A 24466-nucleotide genomic window follows, 5' to 3' on the forward strand; every position below is an offset into this window, starting at 1 on the left:
AATGTATAACTCGGGAGGGAATTACAATGAGCAGAGATCTAGGAACAGCTATTGCAGTCTTTTTTGTTAGTTTTTTCTTTTTATACTCCTCTAGGGGTCTCCCATTATTTGTCTCGGGAGGATACCCAGGCCCCTCATTTTTTCCGTTGATACTCTCATTTGTATTGATTAGTTGTGGTATACTCCTTGTTGTAAATAGTTTAAAGAGTTCTTTAAAAGATAAACCGACCGGCATAGAAAAATGGAATTTCGAAAAATTTATAATGCTAGGTGATATCCAAACTATGAAAAATGTTATAGTGTTTATTTTTTTAACAGTGCTCTATATAAGTTTAATACCACTTTTGGGCTTTACTCTAACTGCGCTTGTATATTTGCTTGTTCTTCAGGTAATTTATGGCGTTTCTATAGTTAGGGCAATGTTGATCTCTGTTGGATTAGTACTGTTTATACATGTGTTATTTGTAATGATTCTTAACGTGGTATTTCCCGAACCAGTGCTTGGTCCAATATTGTGGAGGTGGATGCTATGAATCTTCTAGGAGCACTTCAATTATTGCTTAATCCTTACGTATTACTTGCACTAATCGCTGGAGAGGTTCTTGGATTGTTTATTGGAGCAATGCCAGGATTAACAGCAACAATGGGTGCGGCTTTGATAGTGCCGTTCACATACTTTATGGATCCTCTGGCAGGTATTGCTATGATAGTCGGATTGAGTACAGTAGCAATATTTGCAGGGGATATTCCTGCAGTACTTTTAAGAATCCCTGGAACACCAGCTTCTGCAGCTCAAACATTGGATGCATATCAACTATCTAGAAAACACCCATTATCTACGTTGGTTATCGACTTGGTATGCAGCTCTATGGGGGGTATTATTGGGGCATTACTGTTAATGTTCTTATCCTCTTTATTAGCAGAATTTGCTTCTAACTTTTCAACTGTTGAGTATTTTTGGTTAGCATTATGGGGTTTATCTATGGCAATAGTAATTGCAGCTGAAAGCCCCATTAAAGGGACTATTGCTGTAGCTTTGGGCTTTTTAATATCATCCGTTGGAATAGACCCAGTATATGGCTATCCTCGATTTACTTTACATAGAACTGAACTTTTAAATGGTATAAGTTTTATTCCAGTGATGATAGGATTATTTGCTATTCCCGAATTAATAAAACAAATCTCAGCCTCTAGTAAAAGTTTCACAATAAACACTTTAAGTGAAACAGGAGTTTTTAATTTCGTTTTAAAGCAGGTACGGAAATTTAAAAGAGTATTTATTACCTCCGCACTTATAGGGACATTTATAGGCGCATTACCTGGAGCGGGAGCTGATATAGCAGCATGGGTCGCATATGGGGTGGGTAAGAGAACTAGTAAAAATCCAGAGATGTATGGAAAGGGGGCTGTTGAGGGGGTTATCGCATCAACGTCAGCTAATAATGCGGCAATTTCAGGCTCTTGGATACCTCTGCTTGTTTTTGGAATTCCTGGAGATTCCATAACAGCAATAGCTCTTGGAACATTACTTACTCATGGACTCAGACCTGGTCCAACACTATTTGAAAAGTATGGCACACTTACAACGGGAATATTTCTTGCATTTATCTTTGCCAATTTAATGATGCTATTAGTAGGTTACGTTGGTATAAGACTATCAACTAATATTCTAAAGGTTCCTCGAAATATCTTAGTACCAATAATAGCGACATTTAGCGTAGTGGGAGCTTATGCAGTTAATAATAGCATTTTCGACGTATGGATAATGTTTATCTTTGGAATAATTGGATACTTCATGGAAAGAGCTAGAATCCCGTTATCATCAGTAGTTTTAGCAATCATATTGGGGCCAATGGTCGAATTTAATTTTATCACAACTCTTATTAAGGCAAATAACGATCCGTTGATATTTATTTCAAGACCTATCGCGTTAGGATTGGCAATTCTAACATTAGTTACTTGGACATTGCCTATTTTGATGTCTAAACTTAAAGGAGGGAGAGGGGTATGAAAAAAGATGTTCCATCTGTGATTTCTTTTGGGGAAAGTATGATACGCTTTTCAACAAAGAATTTTGAACGTATTGAGCAAGCCCATGAGTTGGAAATGCGAGTTGCGGGTGCAGAATCAAACTTTGCCATTGCCTTCGCAAGACTCGGAGGAAGGGCAGCTTGGATTAGCAAAATAACAAACAACCCTCTCGGAAGATTCATTGCAAACAAAATCAGAGAACATGGTGTGGATGTCTCACACGTAATCTGGACAAACGATTACAGGGTTGGACTATACTTTATCGAGTTTGGTAAGAAACCAAGACCCACTCAAGTTATCTATGACAGAAAGAATTCAGCAATAGCGAATATTGATCCAAATGAAGTAGATTGGGAGATTCTAAAAGATTATGACACCTTCCACACTACCGGAATTACTGTCGCACTCAGCGAAAACTGCAAGAAAGCTGTGGAGATTGGAATCAGCAAGGCAAAAGAATTCGGCACAAGAGTTTCCTTCGACGTTAACTACCGCTCCAAACTCTGGTCACCAGAAGAAGCATTTAAAGCTTTAGACCCAATACTGAAGAACGTTGACATCCTCCTCGTTACAAAAGACGATGCAAGAAACGTCCTCAAGGTTGACGGCACTTACGAGGAGATGATTCACACTCTTGCAGAGAGGTACAACGCGGAGGTTACTGTTCTCACCTTGGGCTCAGAAGGAGCAATGGCCCTCAAGGACGATAGGATTTACAAGGCTGAGCCGTACGAGCTTGAGGTTGTTGACAGGATTGGCGCTGGCGATGCCTTTGACGCGGGTTTTGTGTATGAGTATCTCCGCAGCGGAGACATACAGAAAGCTCTTGAGCTGGGTATTGCAATGGCAGCTTATGCTCATACAATTCCTGGAGACATAATGTTTGTTACCAAGGATGAGCTCGAACTTGTAATTACACAGAAAGCTCACGCTCACGATGTGTTGAGGTGATAAAAATGAGGTTTGAAGGCATATTCTCTCCCAGCATTACTCCTTTTACACGGGAGGAGGAAGTCGATTCAAGTAAACTAACTGAATATTTAGACTTTCTGATTAAAGGTGGAATTCACGGACTGTTCCTCTTGGGAACAAATGGTGAAGGGCCTCTCCTAACGTTTGAAGAGAAAAAGGAAGTCATAAGGACTGCTGTAGAACACGTGAACGGTAAAATTCCAGTAATAGCTGGTACCGGGTGCCCTAGCACAAAAGAGACCGTAGAACTTAGCAAATATGCAGAAAAAGTTGGTGCAGATGCAGTACACGTTGTGACTCCATACTATTATCCCCTTACTCAGAATGGCGTTATAAAGCATTACAGAAAGGTTGCGGAGAGTATTGAACTCCCGATAATAATTTATTATATTCCAGAGAGAACAGGAGTAAAAATTGACGTGAGCACACTGTTGAAGCTAGCGGGGATTCCAAATATTGTTGGTGTAAAGGACAGTTCGAAAGATGTCATATGGGCATACAACGCAATAACACTAGTTAAAGAGGAAAGGTCGGATTTTGTGCTGTTTGGAGGCAGTGATGCTCTTATATTTACGCACTTAATCTTGGGTGCCGATGGAGTAGTTTCAGCAGTTTCGAATGTTTTTCCCGAAATTGTTGTTGAGCTCTACCATGAAATCAAAAAGAAAAACCTTGGCCGAGCAAAAGAACTTCAAGATAAGGTACTTAAAATAAGACAGGCTTTGAAGAAATGTCCTTATCTTGCAGGAGTTAAAGCAGCGTTACAACTTCGTGGCCTAGACTTTGGAGAGGTAAGAAGCCCACTTGAATTCCCTGATAAAGAGAAAATGCATGAACTTGAGAGGGCTTTGAGAAAGGTGGGGGTGTTGTAACTCCTTCGTATCTGTCTATAACGGAGGTGGGAAAATGATGAAGTTTGAATACTACAACCCAACGAGATTAATTTTCGGAGTTGGATCCCTAGAAAAACTTGGAGAAGTTGCAAGTAAGTACGGAAAGAAAGCATTGCTTGTTATAGGAAGAGGTAGCGTTAAGAAGGCGGGGATATTTGACAGAGCCCTTGAAGTTCTTAAAAAAGCAGGAGTTGAGGTAGTCGAGTTCTCAGGAGTCGAGTCAAATCCACGGCTTTCAACGGTACTTAGAGGTGTAAAAGTTCTCAAAGAAAATAAATGCGATATGGTAATAGGACTTGGCGGTGGTAGTGTAATAGATGCTTCAAAAGCAATTGCCGCTATAGCTCTTTATGAAGGGAATCCAAGAGATATGTTCATAATAGCTGGTAGAACTCCAAAACCTCCTGAGAAAGCACTTCCAATAATTGCAGTCCCAACTCTTGCGGCTACAGGTTCAGAAATGAATGGGACTGCAGTAATCACCTTGGATGACGGTGAAATTCCAATAAAGACCCCTATGAAGTCTGGGGCAATATATCCAACTGTGGCAATTGTTGACCCTGAACTCACAGTGACTGTTCCAAAAAACTATACCGCTTATGGGATTGCAGATATTATAGCCCATGTGACAGAGAGTTATTTCAATGGGGTAGGAGGAACACCTATTCAAGATAGGTTCGCAGAAGGAGTTGTTATCACGGTTCTCGAATATGGACCTAGAGCAGTTGAAAACGGAAGAGACTTGGAGGCAAGAACCCAAATCCATTGGGCATCGATTGTAGCACTTAATGGGTGGGTAAATGTGGGAACTTATGCACAATTTCCGGTTCATGCGATAGAGCACACTCTTTCTGCTCTTTATGACGTGCCACATGGAGCTGGTCTAGCGGTGTTAAACCCTGCATGGATGAAATTTGCAGCAAGGTATAATCCTCAAAAGTTTGCCCAGTTTGCCCAACGTGTGTTTGGGGTTTCTTCAGAGGGAAGAGATCCTCTAGAAGTTGCATTGGAGGGTATTAACAGATTTGAAGAGTTTCTACGCTCTATTGGATGCCCCACCCGTCTTTCCGAGTTGGGAATAGGAGAGATTACAGAGGAAATGCTCTATGACTGGGCAGAAAAGACGCTTGAAGTCAGGAGAGATAACCAAGGGAGATTACCTGGGATCCCACCATTAAGCAAAGAAGATATTGTGGAAGTTTTGAGACTAGCGCTTTAATAGGCCATTCAGTTTTTATCTTCATTTATGTTTTTCTTTTTCTGAAGTAGTGGCAGGGATTTAAACCTAACATCCTACTGCTTATTTGATGATACTGTTAGGATAAGCAGTGGGGTGTCAGGTTTAAATCCCTGCCACTACTTCAGAAAAAGAAGGGGAACATGAAGTCTGAAACCATTATTTACTAAGTGGTTTCAGCCTTAAAACCCTTTCGTCGCAACGGGCGTGTTTAGTTTCACCCCCTGTTATTTAAACAGTATTTGACTCTGAGGAGGATTTTCAGACCATAACACATTACCCCAAGCAGGATTCGGGTTACAGTAGTCTTTTTCAGAAAACAGGGGATCCTACTGCCAAACCACGTTGTAAACGCACCCCAGAACCCCTCATGAGGATTCCTATGCCCATACTCTTTTTCAGAAAACACACTGTCTCTCTTCTTACTGCCAAAACCACTTGGAGGGTTCTTAGTCTTCTTAACAATCGGCCGATAATCTTTTCCACCACAGTGTTCAGAACCTTCTTCGAATCATAAGCTCCATCAGCATAAAAATTCCCAGAACCCTCTGGCAGGAGTTCAATCAGCTCGTTCTCAGAAGTCGTGATCTTCACAGCAACCGGATACAGTAAACCCGGCAGGATTCTCGTTATTGCCTGAACTTTTATCCTGTCCTTTTTTATTTGTGATAATGGTTGAGTCTGCTTGAGTGCTGGCGTAGGGTAATTTCTGGAGTTTTTTCAGGGAGGTGGTTTGTCAGTTTTTCGAGGTTCAGCTTTTTCTCCCAGTTGTGGAGGGTTAGTAGTGGATGTTTACTCTGAAGAATTTTCTGTCGTAGTGTTGGGCGTCTCTGAGGGGTAGGTTGTAGTATTGTTTTTACTGGGAATTTTTGGATTTTGGTAGGTTTTTGAGTTTTCCTTCTGATTCGAAGTCTGCTAAAATGTCGAGGATTATGAATGCCACGCTTTCAGGGTCTTTGAGTTTGTGGTCCCACCTGGGGATCATGGCAACCACCTGAAAGAATTCAGCAAAAACCCTAATAAAAGTTACTATAAACACGCCCTTTTAAGCGTAAAGATTAAATATCCATTGATGTGATGTGTGTATGTCCACCCGTGTCAGTACACGGGGAAAGCAGTTTAGCGGAGTTAGTAGTTCAAAAGAAGCGTCAAGAAGGCTTCGTGAGAGACACCAGATAACGATTGATGGTACAGTGTGGAGACTTGCTAAGGAAAAGTTCGCTAATGTGAGCCGAACTGGGGAAAGCCTCCTTAGGTTGGCTTTAAATCTTGAGCCGAGCTTGTATGTGGTTGTGATTGGTGATTGGGAGCGCCGGGGTAGCCTAGCCAGGGAAGGCGGTGGACTCGAGATCCACTGGGCGTTTGCCCGCCGGGGTTCAAATCCCCGCCCCGGCGCCATAGCCGAGCAAAAACTGGACTTCGCTTCTTTCCCATCTTCAAAAAACTGGAAACAAATTCACTCTTAAACAAAAGTAATGAAAAAAGCATAACAGAACTACGTGGTTACCAATGCCCCGTCCTTTTCAACTATTACGGTATGTTCTGCCTGGGACACAAGTCCTCCCCGTATTTCCTTTAAGATTGGATACCCATACAATGCTCCGGCTTTTTCAAGCTGTATTAATGCCAGTCTTAGCTGTGCATCCGGCATGAGCTTTTGAACCCAGCGGTATGCAAAGGGTAAAGTGGAGAAGTTCTTTTTAACGTAGCTTAAGAGGTTTCTTGCCTGTGGTAACCTAACGGGTCGGTCTCTAAGGTACATGTAGATCAGCGTAGGAGGCACCTCTATTACCTGCCCAGCGCCCGTGGTTGCAAAGGGCTCTATCGCTACAACGTCCCCTTCTTTGAGCTCATGGTTATCGTGTGGTCTGTAAATGTTTGGAATTGAAATGCCTGTATGGAGCTTATACCTCTCTATTACATGCCCGCTGAGATTAACTATTGGGTTGAAGCCGTATCCCCTTATGGTCTCTTCTATAACCTTCCCGATTTCGTTTATTTTTACCCCAGCTCTGATAACGTTTATCGCGTTTTCAAGGGCTTCCCTTGAAGCCTCAATTAGCTCGTCATCTTCCATTCCCACTCTCACTGTAAAGGCTGTATCCGCTATGTAGCCATCAACGTGAACGCCTAGATCAACTTTTAGGTAATCCCCCTTCTGGAGAACCGTCTTATCCCCGGTATAGGGGGTGTAGTGAGCGGCAATTTCGTTTATTGAAAGATTGCACGGAAAGGCAGGTTTTCCTCCGAGCTCCATTATTCTGTTTTCAACAAACTCGGCTATCTCATAAAGTGATGCTCCAGGTTTTATTAGCTTTAAAACCTCTTCTTTAACTTTCCTTGCAATTTCACCTGCTTTGAGGAGATTCTCAATTTTGTCTTCCACTTCTACCACCTAAGTTCACTCTCTATTTTGTTTTTAAAAAAGTTGTCTGATTTCTCGAAAATTTTTTAACGCCTTTCTCTTTAAACAATGTGGTGGCCCAATGCTAGAGCTTCGGAAGTACATCAACATCACCGATGACATCTTTGTCATAAGAAATCTCATAGGAGCGCTCCTTCAAGGTATAGGTGTTGCTTATCTAATCCCAGTCTTAATTACGTGGATTTACAGGGAAGAGATGCAGTACGTCTATTATTTTGTTATTCCTGGCTTGGCATGTATTCTTTTTGGTGCATGGCTTGCTAGGCATTCCGAACATATAGAAGACGTAAACCTGAGGCAGGCCATGATTTCTGCCGCTTTCGTATGGCTTTTTGCGTCTTTTGTAAGTGTAGTTCCCTTCATGAGGATAGCAGGTATGGGCTTTGTTGACTCTTATTTTGAGAGCATGTCTGCTTGGACCGGGACCGGGTTAACCATGATGCGCAATCTCGAAAGCTACCCCCATATAATTCTCTTCTGGCGTGCTTGGATGCAGTGGCTTGGTGGAATTGGTATAGTGCTGGTTGCCCTTACCATTTTGATTCGTCCAGGAGTTGCTGCGGCAAGACTTTACAGAGCGGAAGCGAGAAGCGAGAGAATTCTCCCAAACTTGGCAAATACTTCAAAGATAATCTTCCGGATATATGCCGTTCTGACCGTTGTGGGTGTTTACCTGTACTACATAAACGGTATGGGGCTCTTCGATGCTGTGATACACTCAATGACCGGGCTTGGAACCGGTGGTATGAGCTCCCATGACTTGAGCATAGGGTTTTTCAACAGCCTCAGCATAGAGGCAGTTACTATTTTTCTTATGATAATGGGTGCAACAAACTTTACCGTCCACTATAAAATGTTTAAGGAGAAGTCCCTTGTGCCCTTCTTTAGGGATATCCAGGTTAAGTACATGTTCTTCTTTTTAACCCCAGTTATAGCGCTCATTGGATATGGGCTTATGGTTTACAATGGGCTGACAATTGGGGAATCTTTTAGGGAAGCCGTGTTTCATGCGGTCTCTGCAATAACATGTACTGGCTTTTCTATCTCGGATTTATCCCAATATCCAGAGCTGGCAAAGCTCCTAATTGGTTTTCTGATGGTAGTTGGTGGTGGTGCTGGAAGCACAGCGGGAGGTATAAAGCTCATCCGCATCACTCTAACGTTCCAGAGCTTGAAGTGGACTATCCAGCAGGCTATCCTTCCTAAGGGGGCAGTCATAAAAAGGAAAATTGGTGATTATATCTTCACGGAGGAGGATATGCAGGAGGTTTTAGGATTTACGATGACTTACATTGCTTTCTTGCTAATTGGAACCGTATGGGTCATGCTTAGGGTTGGGGCTAGCTTGGCGGACGCTTTCTTTGAAGTTGCTTCAGCTCAAGGAAACGTTGGGTTAAGTGTGGGGATAACATCTCCAGGATTGCCGCTGGATGTTAAGGTTCTCCTTATCCTTCACATGTGGATTGGAAGGCTTGAGATATTCTCAACCCTCGTGTTCATATTTGGCGTTCTCCTAATGGTGCCTAGAATCGTGGAGAGGGAGTAAAGCATGATAAGAGTGGAAGATTTGAGCTTTAAATATACTGGAGCAAAGGAGTATTCTCTCAAGGACATTAGCTTTAAAGTTAAGAAAGGGGAGTTTTTGGGCATTTTAGGAGCGAGTGGAAGCGGCAAGTCCACCCTATGCTTAACGTTTAACGGGATAATTCCCCATTCGATAAGAGGAGATTTTAGGGGCAATGTCTTTGTAAAGGGGTACAACACTAGAGAAGCTAGCGTAGCGGAACTTTCGAAGATTGTTGGATTAGTTCTCCAAAATCCTGACTCCCAGCTCTTCAACATGACCGTCGAGGAGGAAGTGGCATTTGCCCTTGAGAACCTCGGCTTGGATGTGGAGGAGATAAGGAGAAGAATCTACTGGGCATTGAAAATTACTGGGCTTGAAGGGCTTGAAAAAGAATTTCCCCCAAATCTAAGTGGTGGGCAGAAACAGAGGCTTGCGATAGCCAGTGTTTTAGCCCTTAAGCCAGAGGTTCTGGTGCTTGATGAGCCTACCTCTCAACTAGACCCCATTGGCAGGGAGCAGGTTTTAAGCTTGATAACCCTTTTAAACAAGGAACAGGGAATTACAATAGTTCTGGTTGAGCATAATACCGAATATCTGTTTGATTTTGCCGATAGGATAATAGTTTTGGATAGAGGAGAGCTAGTGATGGAAGGAAAACCGAGAGAGATTTTTGAGGAAGCGGATTATCTAAGGGAGCTCGGCATCAGAATCCCTATTAGCGTAAAAATCGGGGCTGAATTAAAAAGGAAGGGACTTCTCGAAAAAGCCGCCCTAAATGATAAAGAACTCATAAAGGCTCTCAAAGCCCTGTTGAAGAGCTGAGCTTTTCCATCAGTAGCTCTAGATAGGATTTTCTTTCAAACTTTTCAATCCCAAGGGACTTCAGGATTTCCATGAGTCGTGGAACTTCTCTTTGCACTTCTTTTTCGTCTTTTGCAAGTTTTTCTATCTCGACGAACTTTCCAAGCCCCTCTACATCATCTAACGTTATGGTAACGCCTTTCTCCACGTAATATTTTTCCCTGGTTTTTCTTACCGTGAGAACCTCTTTAAAGCCGAGATGCCTTAAAAGTTCAAGATATGCATCAACATCCTCAATGCTTACCTCTATTTCCTTCCTTGTTTTTGAAAGCTTATCAATCTTGGGTCCTTTGTACGTGAGAAATGCCTCGAAATGACCATTAAAGCGTTTTATCCTTATCCTAAGTGCCTCATCCGTCTCTACAAAATCCCTGCATGGGTGGTTGAAGTAGATGTCCTCGTGTATTTCTTTCCTCATAAAGGTAAAGGTTTCCCTAACCCTCTCGAATACCCTCTCATCTGCATATCCTTTGAGCTCAATTTCGATCATCTTATCCCCTCCAGGTTTCTTTTTAGCTTATTCAAGCATTTTTCGCAGTAGTCTTTTCCTTTATAATCGGTGTCGATTATTGAATTTGAGAAGTGCATTACGCATCTGGGGTTTTCGCAATGGCCGAGCCCAAATACATGGCCGAGTTCGTGCATTGCCTCCTTTATAGCCCTTTCTTTTAAAACTTCTCCATTTTTTCATTATAAAATTCTGGCCTCAGTCTTGCCAGTGATATTATAGCGGCTCTCAAGTAGGGATTAGCTAGTCCAAAAATGAAGTTCATGCCCTCCTCATAGAGGTCTGCATCGGTAATTCCTAAAACTGCTGAAAAATCCCCTCTATGTTCAGCAACCTTTGCAAGAAAGAATCTTCCGAGAAATTGCTCCCTAATTGGATTGTAGGAGAAGAAGAGATCGCTTGCAGTTAGGAAAGGCAAAATCTCCACTTTAAACCCAAATTTTGAGTAGAATTCTCTGATATAGTCAGCAACTCCCTTTAGAACGTCTTCTTCAACCTCTTTCACTACCAACGGGAGGATTCCTATCTTCACCCTTCACCCTCCAGAAAAGAAGTTAAGAATTTCAAGCCCTCTTCAAGGAACTGCAGGTATTCTTCCATGTTCTTAAAAGCTATCTCATCGTTAAGGATATCGTAGTTGTAAACTAACACATCTCTCAGCTGAACCAAGAAATCAAGCTTCTCCTTCAGCTCATCATCAATAATCTTCTCCTTATGCAGGTTTTCAATTATTCCCCGATAACTTACTGCTCCAAGCTCTAAGCTGGAGGATATTTCATTGAGGGCATCGAGGAGGTTTTGAATTGCAAATTCAAGCTGCTTGTATATTCCATCTTTGGCAAGCCCCATCTTTGAAAATCTTTCTTGAGTTTTTGGAAACGATGTTCTTATAGCCTGAATGCTCTTTTCTATGAGCTTTATTCTATACCCAATCTCTTCTTTCTTCACACATAACACCAAGAATAATTAGGGAATAAGAAAAGATAAGGTTTTTCATGGAGTTAAGTCCATTGGTTTGAGCTCTTCCAGCAGATGTTTTGCAAGTTTTATGGTATTATCAACGTCTCTCGCATCGGCAAGCTCTACCTGTGAGTGCATATATTTTATTGGAATCGAAAGGACTGCTGTCGCTACTCCTTCACGGTTTATCTGCATGATGTTTGCATCAGTTCCGGTTGGTCTTGGGCTTGGCTCTACTTGGAGGGGTATCTCGTATTTCTTGGCAACTTCATCAGCAAATGCCCTTATCTTTGGATTTATGTTTGGTCCAACGTCCATTACGGGGCCTTTTCCGAGCTCTGGGACTATTTTTCCTTTGTCCCCTGGCTGTTTGGCAAAGGTAACGTCCATCGCTATTCCAATCTCTGGGTCAATTGCATAGCTTGCCACCCTAGCACCTCTCAGTCCAACCTCTTCTTGGACGCTTGCCACGAAGTATATGTCTGCTTGATGTCCTTCCAATGCTCTTGCCGCTTCTATCATTGCATATAGGCAGATTCTATCGTCTAAATATGGGGTTGCAAAGCGGTTTTCGTTAAGCCTTGTGAAAGCAGGGGCAAATTCCATTATGGTTCCTACCTTTACGCCCATTTTCTCCGCTTCTTCCTTGGAGTCTGCTCCGATGTCGATGACTATTGTATCCCAATCGGCAGCTTTGTTTCTCTCTTCTGGCTTGGTTAGGTGGGGCGGAACATGTCCGACGACACCGTATATTTCTCCCTTTTCCCCGAAGATTCTTACCCTTTGTGCCACAAGAGTTCTTGGATCAACCCCACCAACTGGAACAACGTGTAGGTAGCCCTTTTCGTCTATATGGTTCACCATAAGACCTATTTTGTCCATGTGGGCAGCGATCATCACCTTTGGACTATCGCCCTTCTTGTGGGCTATGACGTTTCCAAGCTTGTCCACTTTGATTTCATCGACGTAATCTTCAAGAGCTTCGATTACAACATCCCTGATTCCCATGAACTCGTATCCAGAAACCCCTGGAGCTTCGATAACCTTCTGCATAAGCTCCCAGTTAACCATTTTATCACCCTCCATTTAGATGCTTATCTTAATGAAGCTTTGGACCTTAAAAATTTTTCCGAAGAAAAGAGAAGATTCAGAGAATAACCTGCAAAAAGGCCTCTTCCCCGGGTTCAAGTTTGTCTATCTCCCATATTACTTTACCGTCCTCTATTGCTACCTTTCCTTTTGTTGCCCTTGCATCGACAGCGTTTATTGCTTTTTCATATCTGAAGTTGCGAAGCTCCCTAAGCCTTGGAGCCCTCACCTTTACGAAGTAGTATTTATCGAGCTGCTCTTCGAATTTAAGGGGCTTGAAAAGGGCTAGGTAAGAGGTGCTCCCAAAGATTATTGCGGAGAGAACTAGGATTAGGGTAAGTTTCCATAATCTTTTGGTTTCACTGGAGGAATTGGTGTTGTCTGGTTTATTGGGGTGGAAGTTGTTTGAGTTGGGGTCTCAGTTTCTGGCTTTTTGGGTTCCTTGACAGTTACTATCGCCTCAGCACCCAAATATCTATCGCTCTCGGCTTTTAGGGAGATGCTACCGAAGCCAGTCTCGTTTAAGTCTATCACAGCCGTCCCATTTTCATCCGTTATGCTGTAGGTTTTTCCAATCGGTCCTATGGCCTCTATGGTAACGTTTCCTATTCCTTTCCCTGCCGAGTCCCTAACGTAGACTAAAAGAGTTTCATTTCTCTGCTCATACGCCATGAAGAGCTTTTTAACTTCAACAAACGTTTCAACTATTTTTCCATCAAGATTGAGGGTTATGTGATAAGTTCCGGGCTCCTTTGCCTCAACGAAAGCTATTCCATAGGAATTAGTTTTCAGCTCAGTTCCCTCTATCGTTACTGGTATTCCTTCCACCCCATTTCCTCCCTCGTCTAAGACCCTCACGTATATTATGCCCTTTTCGAATTTTGTTTCGTATCTCAGCTTCCTTTGATAAACCTCAAAGCTTTTTGTAATTGTTTTTGAGATTCCCCCAAACCTGGTTCTCATAACAACTGTGTATTTTCCCGCATCTGGCTTGGGAAGAAATATCACGTACTCCCACCTGTTTTTTGGGTATTCGGGGTAAAGGAAGATGTTGTGGATGGACTTCTCTGCAATTGAAACGTTTTCTCTGTAAATCTCATAGGAAACATCCCCAAAAATTATCCCGTTGGATGAGGAGGAAACCTTCAGCGTTACTGCAACGTCTTCCCCAAAGAGATACCTGTCCTTCACATCGATATCAATTGAATAGCTCACTTTTGTTAGGATTCTTAGGGATATTGGAACTTCAATAAGCACCGCTCCTACCCTTGCAACCACTTTGAGGTCATAAACCCCTGCTTTGGGGTTTTCAATATATATGGGTAGAGTTTTCTCTACTTTTTCTCCAGGTTCCAGCTTTTTTATGACGTCTTGGCTGTAGAGAAGACCCTCGACGAGTGGCCCCGAGATGTAGATGGTTATGTTCTCTGCCGTTTCGTTTCCAATATTGCTCAGTGTAATGGGAACTGAGATTGTTTCACCGGGCTTTGCTTCAAAGCTTTTTTGAGTGACTTCAAGTAACAGAGAAGGCTGGGCACTTACCCCCGAGATAGGGAGCAAAAATAGAATTGTTATCAAAACAATTGCCCTTTTATCCACCTTCAATCACCTCAATTAAAGATTTTTGCTTACCAACTACTTCATCAAAGGTTTTGGCTTTGTGCTTTGCCGTTTGAAGGGTTATTCTATAATTTTTTCCGCTCTTTTTTAGCTTTTCAGCATCAAAAAAAATACCAGCCATTGTTTATGAATTTGATAGCAACTATTCCCTTTCCCCCAAATCTGCTGGCAAAACTTTTTACCTTCTCAACGTCTTCCTCGCTCAAGTAGAGTTTATCTTTTTTTGTGGTCTTAACTTCAATGCAGAGGTAGAGTTTACCATTTCCCGCAACAATATCGACTTTTTTGCTTCCTGCTGACCTAACAACGGCAAATCCTTCTTTTTCAAGCATCTTTATGAGCTCTCTCTCGGCACTGGCACCTTTTCTGTATCTCATTAGCGTTCCCCCACATATCTTTTATGGCGTTAAAGTTTATAAGTTGTTTTACCCAGCCATTAGCGGTGATGGTCATGGTGATTTACGAGCTAAATGGAAAGAAACCCAAAATCCACGAGACAGCTTTTGTTGACGAAAACGCATACATAATCGGAGACGTTGTGCTGGAGGAAAAGACAAGTGTTTGGCCTTCGGCAGTTCTGAGGGGAGACATAGAGCAGATCTACGTGGGGAAGGGCTCCAACATTCAGGACAACGTTAGCATCCACACTTCCCATGGAATGCCCACAATAATAGGGGAGTACGTTACAATAGGGCACAACGCAGTTGTTCACGGGGCAAAGATTGGAAATTACGTTATCGTCGGAATGGGTGCTGTGGTGTTGGATGGTGCAAAGATTGGAAACCACGTCATCATAGGTGCCGGCGCCCTAGTGCCTCCAGGAAAGGAAATCCCGGACTACAGCCTTGTCGTAGGTGTTCCGGGCAAAGTTGTGAGGCAGCTCAGTGAAGAGGAAATAGAGATGACAAAGAAGAATGCTGAGATTTATATTGAGCTTGCCGAAATGCACATGGCAAAGAGAAAGAAGATTGAGTGAAGGAAGATGCTCTACAGGATTGTTTCCAAAATTCCTCATGTTTTATTCAAACCCGCTTATGACTTGTATGAGTCTTACCTCTTTGAAAAAGTTAAGTCTCAGCCTGAAAAGATACCCAAGCACGTGGCAATCATAATGGATGGCAATAGAAGGTGGGCAAGACTTTTGGACAAGCCTCCTTGGTACGGTCACTTTTTTGGTTCCAGAAAGCTGGAAGAAATTCTTGAATGGTGCAGGGAGCTGGGAATAAGGACGCTGACTGTTTACGCTTTCTCAACTGAGAACTTCAGGAGAAGCAAGGAAGAAGTGAAGATGCTCATGGATCTCTTCGAAAAGAAGTTCAAGGAACTTGTACATGATGAAAGAGTCCACAAGTATGGAATAAGGGTCAATGTCTTAGGCAGGAAAGAGCTGTTGCCAAGGAACGTGAGGGAAGCGGCGGAGGAGGCTGAGAAAGCGACGAGGAAATACAATAGCTACACTCTAAACATTGCCGTTGCCTACGGAGGGAGGAGCGAGATTGTTGATGCCGTAAAGAGAATTGTCGAAGACGTTCAAGCTGGAAAGGTGAGCAAAAATGAAATAAACGAGGAGCTCTTGAAGAGGTATCTTTATGTACCCAACATGTCCGACCCGGATATAGTCATAAGAACTGGAGGAGAGATAAGGATAAGCAATTTCCTTCTTTATCAGATTGCCTATAGCGAGCTTTTCTTCGTTGATGTGTATTTTCCTGAATTCAGGAAGATTGACTTTTTGAGGATAATAAGAGAATATCAAAAACGCCACAGAAGGTTCGGGAAATAGTTATGGAAAGATTTATAACTGGACTTTTGAAGTGAATGATGAACTGACGATCAATATTTTAGGTGGTGCGATATGGGAAAAAGGGAAGAGATGATTAAGGAAATTAAGCAATTGATGACTCAACCAGAGAGAATTAGAAATATGGGTATTGCCGCTCACATTGACCACGGTAAGACTACATTGAGTGACAACCTGTTAGCTGGAGCGGGAATGATTAGCGAAGAGCTCGCAGGAAAGCAGCTCGTGCTTGATTTTGATGAGCAGGAGCAGGCAAGAGGTATTACAATTAACGCCGCTAACGTTTCAATGATTCACGAGTATGGAGGACAAAAGTACCTCATCAACCTCATTGACACTCCAGGTCACGTTGACTTTGGTGGTGACGTTACAAGAGCAATGAGAGCCATAGATGGAGCAATCATTGTAGTTGACGCTGTTGAAGGTGTCATGCCACAGACAGAGACTGTTCTTAGGCAGGCTTTGAGAGAGTACGTTAAGCCGGTTCTCTTCATAAACAAGGTTGACAGACTCATTAAGGAGCTCAAGCTTACACCACAGCAGATGCAGGAGAGGTTCGTTAAAGTAATTACCGACGTAAACCGCTTGATCAGGAGGTACGCTCCTCCAGAGTTTAAGGACAAGTGGCTTGTTAAAGTTGAGGATGGTAGCGTTGCTTTTGGTTCAGCTTACTACAACTGGGCACTCAGCGTCCCCTACATGAAGAGTACCGGTGTCTCATTCAAGGACATTATTGACTTAACAAACGCTGGTGACCTTAAGACCCTTAGAAAGAAGGCTCCACTCCACGTGGTTGTTTTGGACATGGTAGTCAGACACCTTCCAAATCCACTACAAGCACAGAAGTACAGAATTCCGCACCTTTGGAGAGGAGACATCGAGAGCGAGATTGGTCAGGCGATGCTTAACTGTGATCCAAATGGAAAGATGGCCATGGTTGTTACAAAGATCATTATTGACAAGCACGCCGGTGAAGTTGCAACCGGTAGAGTATGGAGCGGTACCGTAAAGACGGGTCAAGAGGTTTATCTCATCACCGCAAAGAGGAAAGCGAGAATCCAGCAAGTTGGTATCTATATGGGACCAGAGAGAATTAATATGGAGGCCGTCCCAGCAGGTAACATAGTTGCTGTGACAGGTTTGAGAGATGCAATGGCCGGTGAGACAGTTAGCGAGGAGCAAATTGAACCATTCGAGGCACTTCACTACACAAGTGAGCCCGTCGTTACAGTGGCTATTGAGGCCAAGAACGTTAAAGACTTACCAAGGCTTATCGAAGCTCTCAGACAGCTCGCCAAGGAGGATCCAACACTCCACGTCAAGATTGACGAGGAGACCGGTCAGCACCTCCTCAGTGGTATGGGTGAGCTCCACCTTGAGGTCAAGCTCGTGCACCTTAAGGAGCAATGGGGCGTTGATGTCGATGTTTCAGAGCCAATCGTCGTTTACAGAGAAAGCATTACAAAGCAAAGCCCAATAGTCGAAGGAAAGTCACCAAACAAGCACAACAGGTTCTACATTGTTGTTGAGCCAATGCCAGATGAGATCTACCAAGCAATTAGAGAAGGCGAAATACCGGAAGGAAGACCAAAGGATCCAAAGGCTGTTGCAAAGAAGCTCGCAGAGCTTGGAATGGATTACGACATTGCAAGAGGCATTGTGGACATCTACAACGGAAACATGTTCCTTGACAACACCAAGGGTATCCAGTACCTCAACGAAGTTATGGATCTCCTTGTAGATGGTTTCCACCAGGCAATGGACGAGGGACCACTTGCCAGAGAGCCTGTAATGAAGGTAATAGTTAGACTCGTGGATGCAAAGATTCACGAGGACAACGTCCACAGAGGTCCAGCCCAGATTTACCCAGCAATTAGAACCGCTATCCACTGTGCAATGATGAAGGCGAACCCAGTGCTTTACGAGCCATACCAGAAGGTTATTATTAACGTTCCATACGAATACATGGGTGCAGTCAGCAGAGAGCTTAACCAGAGAAGAGGACAGCTTGTCGACATGAGGCAAGAAGGTGAAGTGATGATTATCATTGCCGAGGCTCCAGTGGCAGAGATGTTCGGATTCGCCGGGGCAATTAGGGGTGCAACAAGCGGTAGAGCGTTGTGGAGCACAGAGCACGCTGGCTTCAAGAGGGTTCCAAATGAACTTGCAATAAACATCATAAGACAGATAAGACAGAGAAAAGGCCTTGATCCAAACCCACCGACAGAGAAGGACGTCTGTCCACAGCAGTGAAGTCTTTTCCTTTCTTATCTTCTCTTCTTGTGACTTTTGTTGTTGAGATTGAAAGTTCATAGTTGAGGTTTGGGAGAATTGTGTCAATGTTTTTTATAAACCTATTGGATAAAATCTAAGATAGTAGCCCTATTTCTTTGCAAATTTACCAATTTTTCAAAGTTTTTTGCACAAAGTACATATAGGACTTCGGGAATTTGTCATACTGGTGATGCTCATGAACGCAGTTCAACTTGTAAGCAGGGATATTGAAAAGGTGATAAGAGTACAGACGAAAGTTATAGATTATATGACAGACTTCTTTGTGAAGAAGGGCTTTAAGTGGCTCTTGCCAGTTATGCTTAGCTCGATAACCGATCCCCTGTGGCCAGATCCAGCAGCGAGTAAAATGAGAGCCCCAGAAATTGAAGCTTATGGGACAAGACTAAAGCTGATGCACAGCATGATTCTGCATAAGCAGTTTGCCATAGCGATGGGATTGGAAAAGATATTTGTTCTTTCACCAAACATCAGGCTTGAAGAGAGAGATAGAGACGATGGAAGGCATGCATATGAATTTACCCAGCTTGACTTTGAGATAGCCTATGCCACTATGGACGACGTCATGGGGTTGATTGAGGAGCTCATGGTTGGGCTCTTTAAGGAAGCGAGGAAATGGGATGAACTTGAAGGGAGAGAACTGCCCAAGGTTAAGTCACCGTTTAAGCGCTTCACAATGGCCGAAATAAGAGAAGAGTTTGGGGATGATGAGAAGGCAAGTGAGGTAATGAGTGAGCCTTTCTGGATAACGGACATTTCGAGGGAATTCTACGACAGGGAAGATCCGGAGAGACCGGGGCACTTTAGAAACTACGATTTGATCTTGCCCGAAGGTTACGGGGAGGTTTCTAGCGGTGGAGAAAGGGAGTGGCAGTATGATGTGATAGTTAGAAAGCTTAAGGAAAGCGGGTTAAGCTTAGAAGCCTTTAGGCCTTACCTCGAGGTTGCAAAAGCTGGAAAACTTAAGCCCTCTGCTGGAGCCGGCATCGGATTGGAGAGGCTTGTTAGGTATATAGTGGGCGCAAAGCACATAGCTGAGGTGCAACCCTTCCCAAGAGTTCCTGGGATTCCTGCTGTTATCTGATAAACTTCTTTTTGCTCAAGCTCTCAAATACTTTATTATTTTTGGCAATACAAAATTTTAAAATAACCTGGATCAAAAAACAAACACATGAACATAAAAAAGCTTTTGTTCATATTGATAACCTTGCTTATCTTGACTCCTCAGACCGAAGCAATTCCCATTGATGAAGCTAAGAAAGATATCATTGAGAAAATTATCGAGGACAAATCCATTGAAAATGCCGAACTGAGCTACAAAATATATGTCCGCTCTCTTGGGATAATAGCCATTGCAAGGTCAGGCGTTAAGGAAGAGAAAACCATCGAGGAGTACTCAGAATGGTTAAAGTCTCTTCAGAGTGATGATGGCTCATTTCCACCTATTGTAACCTTTGATGTTTCTGGTGTTCCATTTTGTGATGCTTATTATTATGCAGAGAGACCTAAAGAGTTCGAGGGCTTTCCCTCCTGTCTTTATGGCTTTTCATTTAAGAAGTGTCCAGAGTATAGTTATATAACAACCTGCTCTAGAGCTGCTTCAACAGCCTTGGTTTTATACGCACTCCTAGACGCTGGTGAGCCTGAAGATTCTCCCGCAGTAAAGAAAGGAGTGCAATATCTCTTGAAAACAATGAAAAATGGCACATACTGGACTTATGTTTATACTATCTCCTCCTCCAAGGTTGGACGTTCAAGTTGTAAAGAGGCAGAGGCGATATGGGGATTTAAAGAAACGCCAAGCTTAGTTTCCACCGCATATGCCATTGCACTTTTGCACAGATTAGGATACGATGTTTCAAAGCCTCTAGAGTGGCTGAACTCAAATCTCGAACCCAAAAATTTGATGAACGAAGAATATCTCCCATTCTTCATCGACAATGAAACTCCTAAATGGAATTACAACTTCCCATTTTACCAGCTCGGCTTCCCCACTGTCCACGTCTCTCATAGAGAACCCCTTGAGAGTTTGATCATTCCTCTAGTGCTTATTAAAGAGGAAGGCTTAGAGCTCAACCAGAATGCCGTCGATTTTGTGGTCTCAATCTTAAACAGCACAAAACTTTCTTTTGACGATTACTATGCCCTTTATGTTTCAGCAAATCTCTTTTGGGATTCGAAGGAAAAGTACCGTATTGACGTGACATTTAACGGAACCAATCTCACCAAAATTGGGGAGAACGGAACATTCTACTACCTCTTAAGCAAGAGCTGGGAGTTTGAGGCATTTGACGAGAATTTCACAGTAAGTGGACGTCTTAATTTCACTATTCCAGAAGAAATAAGCTGGGAACCAGAAGTTGACGTATTTCTTCTCAAGAAACTCTCAAATGCTAGTTACATAAAATTTTATTGCGCTGAGATAGAGAAATGTGGTAAGGGCTGCTATGAGTTTGAGATTCACCCACGCTATGACTGGTGGAGTGATTCTATAAGGCCCTCTGCGATGGCCCTTCTTTGGTACTACTTATCAGGCAGGAATAATGAAGATATAGGAAGATTTCTGGAGGAATATAATTCGCTTAGATGTGAAAGTGAACTTGCTGGAGACTACGGCAAGAGAGGGTGCTCTGAAGATTACGCAATGCTGCTCTTTTTAATGGACCTCCAAAGTGGAAGCTTTAAAATTCAGGAGGAAGAAGCTTTGCAAAGGAAAGTAATAGGGGCTTTTGCGGGCATCATCGCTATTTTACTTATGGCATGGTACCTTAAGAGGAAGGAATGATCTAAAGGTTGTGTCCAAACCCATTCCAGTGAACCCTCTCCCACATTACTTCTTTTTCACTGTGCTTGGATTTTTCTTCAGCAGGATACCCTATCCCGATGACGCATAAAATCCTTATATGGTCTGTAATTCCCAGGAGTTCTCTCACGTAATCCTCTGCACTCCTCTCTTCGTTGTGCATTCTGTCGAGTACATGTCCCCAACATGCACCTAATCCTAATGCCGTGGCAGCCAGCTGTATGTGTTCTGCCGCTATAGATGCATCAAACACCCAAGCGGAGCTTATTTCCTCATCTCCGCATACAACTATTGCTAAAGGTGCTGTTTCCAAAAACTCCAACGCTGGTCTTGTTTGAGCTAGCTTTTTGATAAGCCCTTCCTCGTCAACAACTACAAAGTGCCATGGCCTTCTGTTCCTTGAGCTTGGGGAATAAAATGCCGCCTCAAGAATCTTCTCTACACATTCCTTTGGAACCTTTTTCTTCTGGTATCTCCTAATGCTTCTCCTCTTTTTAACAACCTCAAAGAACTCCATAAGCTCACCTCAAAGAGAAAAATTAGAGGGAGAATATCTCCTTCACACTGTATTCAGGCTCCCGGGCTTTATTGACTCTAAGCTCCATGTTGAAAGCGTTTATAATTGTCCCTTCTTTTTCTGCCCACAAGCCTGAAGGAAGGGCCAATACATCGCCTTTCAAGCCCTTTCTGGGTTTTCCTATGACCACGTAAGCTTCCGCCTCAGGCAACCCCTTAACTCCAAGCTTTAACAAGCCTACCTCATTAACGCCCTCATGGAGTATAAGCGTCGGCACATTTAAGGGCTCTGCAGGTGCTTCAACTATGGCAACTTCGTAACCTTCCTCCACGACTTCTTTGCCTTTTAGCAACACCTTCAGATAGGGATACTTTTCGATGTCTGCTTTTAAAAGAACTTTCTTGGCTTTCTTTATGTCCTCAAGTGTTGCCGTGGAAATTCCGTCCTCTACAAAAGCTCCAAGTTTGAAGCCTTTCTCCTCTGCAACTCTCTTGAAGTATTCAACCTCCTCGTTCGTCAGCTCGGGGGTTAATATGAGAGCAATGTCTTCATGGCTCTCTATGAATTCTCTGACTTTATCCCATTCCACTTTTTCGCCGTTGAGAAGCGGGAATGTTAAATCCTCAGCCCATGGTCTCTTGAAGCGGCAGATGTCGCAGAGGTGTCCGTTGTTCCATCCTGCCACTGAAGAAGCTCTAACGAGCATATCGTTATAAACCTCGATGTTCATTTCACATGCAAAGCTGCACCCGTTGCAGACAGTCTTTACTGGAGTTGTCTTCCACGGGCCGGGCTTTATGAAGGGTAGCTTTTCGCTTATTGCCCCTGTAGGACAGACGTCAATCATGTCTCCTATGAAAACTCCGTCCATGTCTCCAAGTGTGTTTCCAAGGGGAGGTGAGATCCTAGTTTTGAATCCTCTAAAGAGATAGTCCACTACTCCTTCTCCAACTATCTCATGAGTTAAGTTGACACACCTACCGCACAATACACACTTATTGTTGTCGAGAACGACGCTTGGATGGGTTTCGTCAATTTCAAAGCGATTTGTCTCTCCTTTAAACCTGTCCTGCTTAGCTTCGTAAAGCGTTGCGTACTCCCTGAGCTTACATCTAAAGACCTCCATACATCCGCAGCTCATACACCTTTCTGCTTCCTTAAGCACTTCCTCTTCGGTTAGGCTTTCTTCAACTTCAACGAATCCTTTAATCCTTTCTTCAACGGGCTTTAACCTGCTTTTGACTCTTGGTTTCCTCTCCACATGTTCATAATCTTCCTCAGTGACGTCTTTCCAGTGGTTGTAGGGTTTCAAGTCGAAGAGGATTCTGTACAAGTCTTCATCTCTCACTATCTCGTCTATGTGCTTTGAGGGCTCAATAAGTACTTCTTTTGCCTTCTCCAGCTTTCCTTTGAGATACAGGTCAATCATCAAAGCGGCCCTTCTTCCAGTCGCTATGCTCTCTATGACCGTTGAGGGTCCTAAGATTAGGTCTCCTCCTGCAAACACCCCTTCAATGCTTGTCTGTAAGGTTACCTCATCTACCACGGCTTTTCCACGCTTTGCTTCTATGCCCAGTTTCTTTAAGAAGGAATCATCGCAATACTGACCTATGGCGAGGATGACGTTATCTGCCTCCAAGAAAAAGTTTGAGCCCTCTATGGGTATTGGACGCCTTCTTCCACTTTCATCTGGTTCTCCGAGCTTCATTCTAACTAGCTCAACCTTTTCTACTCTACCGTTGCCGTGGATTTTAACCGGGTTTGCCAAGAATATGAATTCCACACCTTCTTCCTCTGCTTCCTCAACTTCCCTTGGGTTTGCCGGCATTTCTTCTTTTGAACGCCTGTAAACAACGGTAACCTTTGCACCGAGCCTCAAAGCCGTTCTTGCAACATCCATAGCGGTGTTTCCACCACCGACAACCATAACACGTTTGCCAAGCTTTACTTCTTCGCCCATGTTGACCTTTCTGAGGAACTCGATGCCCTGCATAACACCTTCAAGCTCTTCTCCTTCTATGCCCATCTTTCTGCCTTTCCATGCCCCAACACCAAGGAAAACAGCATCGTATTCTTTTCGGAGCTCCTCAAGTGTTATGTCCTTTCCAAGCACCGTGTTGGTTTTAACCTCAATGCCGGTGTTGATGACAGTTGCTATATCCTTGTCAAGAACATCACGCGGAAGCCTGTAGGGAGGAATTCCATAGCGCATCATTCCCCCGAGTTCTGGCATCGCCTCTATTATTGTCACCTCGTGACCCATGGTTCTCAAGTAATAGGCGCATGCAAGTCCCGCAGGCCCACTACCAACAACTGCTACCCTTTTTCCCGTTGAGGGTGGAATTTCTGGCATCCAAGGGCCGTGCTCAAGATCATAATCTGCCGCAAACCTCTTGAGTTGCCTTATTGCTAGAGGTTCTTCCACAAGGTTCCTCCTGCACTCGCTTTCACAGAAAGCCGGACAAACTCTTCCAAGAACTGCCGGAAGAATGTACTTCTCTTTCATGAGTTTTACAGCCTCGTGATATTTGCCCATCGCTATGAGGGCTAAATACCCTTGCACGTCACTGTGTGCCGGGCATCCCTCTTGACATGGCCCTATGCAATCTCCGTAGTGGTCAGAGAGCATTAGCTCAAGAGCTGTTCTCCTCATTGCGACTATCTTTTCGTTTAACGTTTCTATTTCCAGACCTTCTGCAGGTTTGAGTGTACATGAAGTTGTAACTCCTCTAGGAGTTTCGACTAAGCAAAGGCGGCATGATCCATAGGGCTCGAGCTCAAAATCGTAGCACATTCCTGGAATGTGTTCTCCCTTTTCCCTCAGGCTCTGAAGGAGTACTTTGTTCTCGGGAACATCGATTTCCTTACCATTCACGATGAGCTTGACCAT

At 43.4% G+C, this 24466-nt stretch carries 25 protein-coding genes and 1 tRNA gene; 13 read left to right on the plus strand and 13 right to left on the minus strand.

What is annotated here, in order from left to right; translation table 11 throughout:
• Window positions 1–26: 26 nt before the first annotated feature.
• The 5 genes from OCC_RS08050 to OCC_RS08070 are packed head-to-tail and all read left to right on the plus strand — an operon-like array spanning window position 27 to window position 5115.
• Window positions 27–533, plus strand: coding sequence for a tripartite tricarboxylate transporter TctB family protein (locus OCC_RS08050; protein ID WP_004069615.1), 507 nt, complete (start codon window positions 27–29; stop codon window positions 531–533).
• Window positions 530–2011 carry a tripartite tricarboxylate transporter permease gene (locus OCC_RS08055; protein ID WP_004069614.1) on the plus strand — a complete coding sequence of 494 codons (1482 nt, stop codon included), beginning with the start codon at window positions 530–532 and terminating at the stop codon, window positions 2009–2011. Before OCC_RS08050 ends, OCC_RS08055 begins: the two co-directional genes overlap by 4 nt.
• Window positions 2008–2982, plus strand: a complete 975-nt coding sequence (locus tag OCC_RS08060; protein ID WP_004069612.1) for a sugar kinase — start codon at window positions 2008–2010, stop codon at window positions 2980–2982. Before OCC_RS08055 ends, OCC_RS08060 begins: the two co-directional genes overlap by 4 nt.
• 5 nt (window positions 2983–2987) lie before the next feature.
• On the plus strand, window positions 2988–3875 hold the full coding sequence (gene dapA / locus OCC_RS08065) for a 4-hydroxy-tetrahydrodipicolinate synthase (protein WP_004069611.1): 888 nt from the start codon (window positions 2988–2990) through the stop codon (window positions 3873–3875).
• Between the two features lie 34 nt (window positions 3876–3909).
• On the plus strand, window positions 3910–5115 hold the full coding sequence (locus OCC_RS08070; protein WP_020953755.1) for an iron-containing alcohol dehydrogenase: 1206 nt from the start codon (window positions 3910–3912) through the stop codon (window positions 5113–5115).
• 330 nt (window positions 5116–5445) lie between these two features.
• Here OCC_RS08070 and OCC_RS08075 read toward each other — a convergent pair whose 3' ends face one another.
• Both OCC_RS08075 and OCC_RS13025 read right to left on the minus strand, forming a co-directional pair.
• Window positions 5446–5727: a hypothetical protein gene (locus OCC_RS08075; RefSeq protein WP_020953756.1), complete on the minus strand. Its 282-nt coding sequence runs from the start codon at window positions 5725–5727 to the stop codon at window positions 5446–5448.
• A gap of 262 nt (window positions 5728–5989) precedes the next feature.
• Window positions 5990–6118 (minus strand): hypothetical protein, encoded by a 129-nt coding sequence (locus OCC_RS13025; protein WP_020953757.1) that lies wholly within the window; start codon window positions 6116–6118, stop codon window positions 5990–5992.
• Window positions 6119–6444: 326 nt separating this feature from the next.
• Here OCC_RS13025 and OCC_RS08080 point away from each other — a divergent pair.
• Window positions 6445–6531: transfer RNA gene (locus OCC_RS08080), tRNA-Ser, on the plus strand.
• A 97-nt stretch (window positions 6532–6628) separates the two neighbouring features.
• Here the strand turns inward: OCC_RS08080 and map are convergent.
• A complete protein-coding gene (gene map / locus OCC_RS08085; protein ID WP_004068505.1) occupies window positions 6629–7519 on the minus strand; it encodes a type II methionyl aminopeptidase in 891 nt (296 codons plus the stop codon).
• A gap of 100 nt (window positions 7520–7619) precedes the next feature.
• On the opposite strand from map, the gene OCC_RS08090 reads away from it, so the two are divergent.
• Both OCC_RS08090 and OCC_RS08095 read left to right on the plus strand, forming a co-directional pair.
• Window positions 7620–9104 carry a TrkH family potassium uptake protein gene (locus OCC_RS08090; protein ID WP_004068507.1) on the plus strand — a complete coding sequence of 495 codons (1485 nt, stop codon included), beginning with the start codon at window positions 7620–7622 and terminating at the stop codon, window positions 9102–9104.
• 3 nt (window positions 9105–9107) lie between these two features.
• Window positions 9108–9947, plus strand: coding sequence for an ATP-binding cassette domain-containing protein (locus OCC_RS08095; protein WP_004068509.1), 840 nt, complete (start codon window positions 9108–9110; stop codon window positions 9945–9947).
• On the opposite strand, the gene cyaB is transcribed toward OCC_RS08095, so the two are convergent.
• From cyaB to hjc, 8 genes are all read right to left on the minus strand, one after another.
• Window positions 9925–10476, minus strand: a complete 552-nt coding sequence (cyaB, locus tag OCC_RS08100; RefSeq protein ID WP_004068511.1) for a class IV adenylate cyclase — start codon at window positions 10474–10476, stop codon at window positions 9925–9927. The genes OCC_RS08095 and cyaB overlap by 23 nt on opposite strands.
• Window positions 10473–10631 carry a zinc metalloprotease gene (locus tag OCC_RS13110; protein ID WP_338010715.1) on the minus strand — a complete coding sequence of 53 codons (159 nt, stop codon included), beginning with the start codon at window positions 10629–10631 and terminating at the stop codon, window positions 10473–10475. The genes cyaB and OCC_RS13110 overlap by 4 nt, the downstream gene beginning before the upstream one ends.
• Before the next feature lie 23 nt (window positions 10632–10654).
• Window positions 10655–11026, minus strand: a complete 372-nt coding sequence (locus OCC_RS08105; RefSeq protein ID WP_004068513.1) for a zinc metalloprotease — start codon at window positions 11024–11026, stop codon at window positions 10655–10657.
• Window positions 11023–11442: a type VII toxin-antitoxin system HepT family RNase toxin gene (gene hepT / locus OCC_RS08110; RefSeq protein WP_004068514.1), complete on the minus strand. Its 420-nt coding sequence runs from the start codon at window positions 11440–11442 to the stop codon at window positions 11023–11025. The genes OCC_RS08105 and hepT overlap by 4 nt, the downstream gene beginning before the upstream one ends.
• Before the next feature lie 45 nt (window positions 11443–11487).
• On the minus strand, window positions 11488–12525 hold the full coding sequence (locus OCC_RS08115) for a lysyl aminopeptidase (protein WP_004068515.1): 1038 nt from the start codon (window positions 12523–12525) through the stop codon (window positions 11488–11490).
• Between the two features lie 76 nt (window positions 12526–12601).
• The gene (locus OCC_RS12880) at window positions 12602–12772 is read right to left on the minus strand and encodes a hypothetical protein (protein WP_020953758.1); all 171 of its coding nucleotides are present in this window, start codon (window positions 12770–12772) and stop codon (window positions 12602–12604) included.
• Between the two features lie 101 nt (window positions 12773–12873).
• The gene (locus OCC_RS08120; RefSeq protein ID WP_020953759.1) at window positions 12874–14142 is read right to left on the minus strand and encodes a CARDB domain-containing protein; all 1269 of its coding nucleotides are present in this window, start codon (window positions 14140–14142) and stop codon (window positions 12874–12876) included.
• A gap of 122 nt (window positions 14143–14264) precedes the next feature.
• Window positions 14265–14540 (minus strand): Holliday junction resolvase Hjc, encoded by a 276-nt coding sequence (gene hjc / locus OCC_RS08125; RefSeq protein ID WP_020953761.1) that lies wholly within the window; start codon window positions 14538–14540, stop codon window positions 14265–14267.
• 74 nt (window positions 14541–14614) lie between these two features.
• On the opposite strand from hjc, the gene OCC_RS08130 reads away from it, so the two are divergent.
• The 5 genes from OCC_RS08130 to OCC_RS08150 all read left to right on the plus strand — a co-directional run bounded on the left by OCC_RS08130 (window position 14615) and on the right by OCC_RS08150 (window position 21041).
• Window positions 14615–15139, plus strand: a complete 525-nt coding sequence (locus OCC_RS08130; RefSeq protein WP_004069386.1) for a gamma carbonic anhydrase family protein — start codon at window positions 14615–14617, stop codon at window positions 15137–15139.
• Window positions 15140–15145: 6 nt separating this feature from the next.
• Window positions 15146–15946, plus strand: coding sequence for a polyprenyl diphosphate synthase (gene uppS / locus OCC_RS08135; protein WP_004069387.1), 801 nt, complete (start codon window positions 15146–15148; stop codon window positions 15944–15946).
• Between the two features lie 72 nt (window positions 15947–16018).
• Window positions 16019–18217, plus strand: a complete 2199-nt coding sequence (locus OCC_RS08140; protein WP_004069390.1) for an elongation factor EF-2 — start codon at window positions 16019–16021, stop codon at window positions 18215–18217.
• A 217-nt stretch (window positions 18218–18434) separates the two neighbouring features.
• The gene (locus OCC_RS08145) at window positions 18435–19340 is read left to right on the plus strand and encodes an asparagine synthetase A (RefSeq protein ID WP_004069392.1); all 906 of its coding nucleotides are present in this window, start codon (window positions 18435–18437) and stop codon (window positions 19338–19340) included.
• 87 nt (window positions 19341–19427) lie between these two features.
• Window positions 19428–21041 carry a prenyltransferase/squalene oxidase repeat-containing protein gene (locus tag OCC_RS08150; RefSeq protein ID WP_004069394.1) on the plus strand — a complete coding sequence of 538 codons (1614 nt, stop codon included), beginning with the start codon at window positions 19428–19430 and terminating at the stop codon, window positions 21039–21041.
• Between the two features lies 1 nt (window position 21042).
• Here the strand turns inward: OCC_RS08150 and OCC_RS08155 are convergent, their stop codons facing one another.
• Both OCC_RS08155 and OCC_RS08160 read right to left on the minus strand, forming a co-directional pair.
• On the minus strand, window positions 21043–21576 hold the full coding sequence (locus OCC_RS08155; RefSeq protein WP_004069398.1) for a nitroreductase family protein: 534 nt from the start codon (window positions 21574–21576) through the stop codon (window positions 21043–21045).
• A 22-nt stretch (window positions 21577–21598) separates the two neighbouring features.
• Window positions 21599–24466, minus strand: a complete 2868-nt coding sequence (locus OCC_RS08160) for an NAD(P)-binding protein (protein ID WP_004069400.1) — start codon at window positions 24464–24466, stop codon at window positions 21599–21601.

This window comes from Thermococcus litoralis DSM 5473, from assembly GCF_000246985.2.
GTDB lineage: Archaea > Methanobacteriota_B > Thermococci > Thermococcales > Thermococcaceae > Thermococcus_A > Thermococcus_A litoralis.

Excerpts from the sequence above, each read along its gene's own strand:
- OCC_RS08050 (WP_004069615.1), top strand. The coding sequence starts at position 27 with ATGAGCAGAGATCTAGGAACAGCTATTGCAGTCTTTTTTGTTAGTTTT.
- OCC_RS08055 (WP_004069614.1), top strand. The coding sequence starts at position 530 with ATGAATCTTCTAGGAGCACTTCAATTATTGCTTAATCCTTACGTATTA.
- OCC_RS08060 (WP_004069612.1), top strand. The coding sequence starts at position 2,008 with ATGAAAAAAGATGTTCCATCTGTGATTTCTTTTGGGGAAAGTATGATA.
- dapA (WP_004069611.1), top strand. The coding sequence starts at position 2,988 with ATGAGGTTTGAAGGCATATTCTCTCCCAGCATTACTCCTTTTACACGG.
- OCC_RS08070 (WP_020953755.1), top strand. The coding sequence starts at position 3,910 with ATGATGAAGTTTGAATACTACAACCCAACGAGATTAATTTTCGGAGTT.
- OCC_RS13025 (WP_020953757.1), bottom strand. The coding sequence starts at position 6,118 with ATGATCCCCAGGTGGGACCACAAACTCAAAGACCCTGAAAGCGTGGCA.
- OCC_RS08090 (WP_004068507.1), top strand. The coding sequence starts at position 7,620 with ATGCTAGAGCTTCGGAAGTACATCAACATCACCGATGACATCTTTGTC.
- OCC_RS08095 (WP_004068509.1), top strand. The coding sequence starts at position 9,108 with ATGATAAGAGTGGAAGATTTGAGCTTTAAATATACTGGAGCAAAGGAG.
- cyaB (WP_004068511.1), bottom strand. The coding sequence starts at position 10,476 with ATGATCGAAATTGAGCTCAAAGGATATGCAGATGAGAGGGTATTCGAG.
- OCC_RS13110 (WP_338010715.1), bottom strand. The coding sequence starts at position 10,631 with ATGCACGAACTCGGCCATGTATTTGGGCTCGGCCATTGCGAAAACCCC.
- OCC_RS08115 (WP_004068515.1), bottom strand. The coding sequence starts at position 12,525 with ATGGTTAACTGGGAGCTTATGCAGAAGGTTATCGAAGCTCCAGGGGTT.
- hjc (WP_020953761.1), bottom strand. The coding sequence starts at position 14,540 with ATGAGATACAGAAAAGGTGCCAGTGCCGAGAGAGAGCTCATAAAGATG.
- OCC_RS08130 (WP_004069386.1), top strand. The coding sequence starts at position 14,615 with ATGGTGATTTACGAGCTAAATGGAAAGAAACCCAAAATCCACGAGACA.
- uppS (WP_004069387.1), top strand. The coding sequence starts at position 15,146 with ATGCTCTACAGGATTGTTTCCAAAATTCCTCATGTTTTATTCAAACCC.
- OCC_RS08140 (WP_004069390.1), top strand. The coding sequence starts at position 16,019 with ATGGGAAAAAGGGAAGAGATGATTAAGGAAATTAAGCAATTGATGACT.
- OCC_RS08145 (WP_004069392.1), top strand. The coding sequence starts at position 18,435 with ATGAACGCAGTTCAACTTGTAAGCAGGGATATTGAAAAGGTGATAAGA.
- OCC_RS08150 (WP_004069394.1), top strand. The coding sequence starts at position 19,428 with ATGAACATAAAAAAGCTTTTGTTCATATTGATAACCTTGCTTATCTTG.
- OCC_RS08155 (WP_004069398.1), bottom strand. The coding sequence starts at position 21,576 with ATGGAGTTCTTTGAGGTTGTTAAAAAGAGGAGAAGCATTAGGAGATAC.
- OCC_RS08160 (WP_004069400.1), bottom strand. The coding sequence starts at position 24,466 with ATGGTCAAGCTCATCGTGAATGGTAAGGAAATCGATGTTCCCGAGAAC.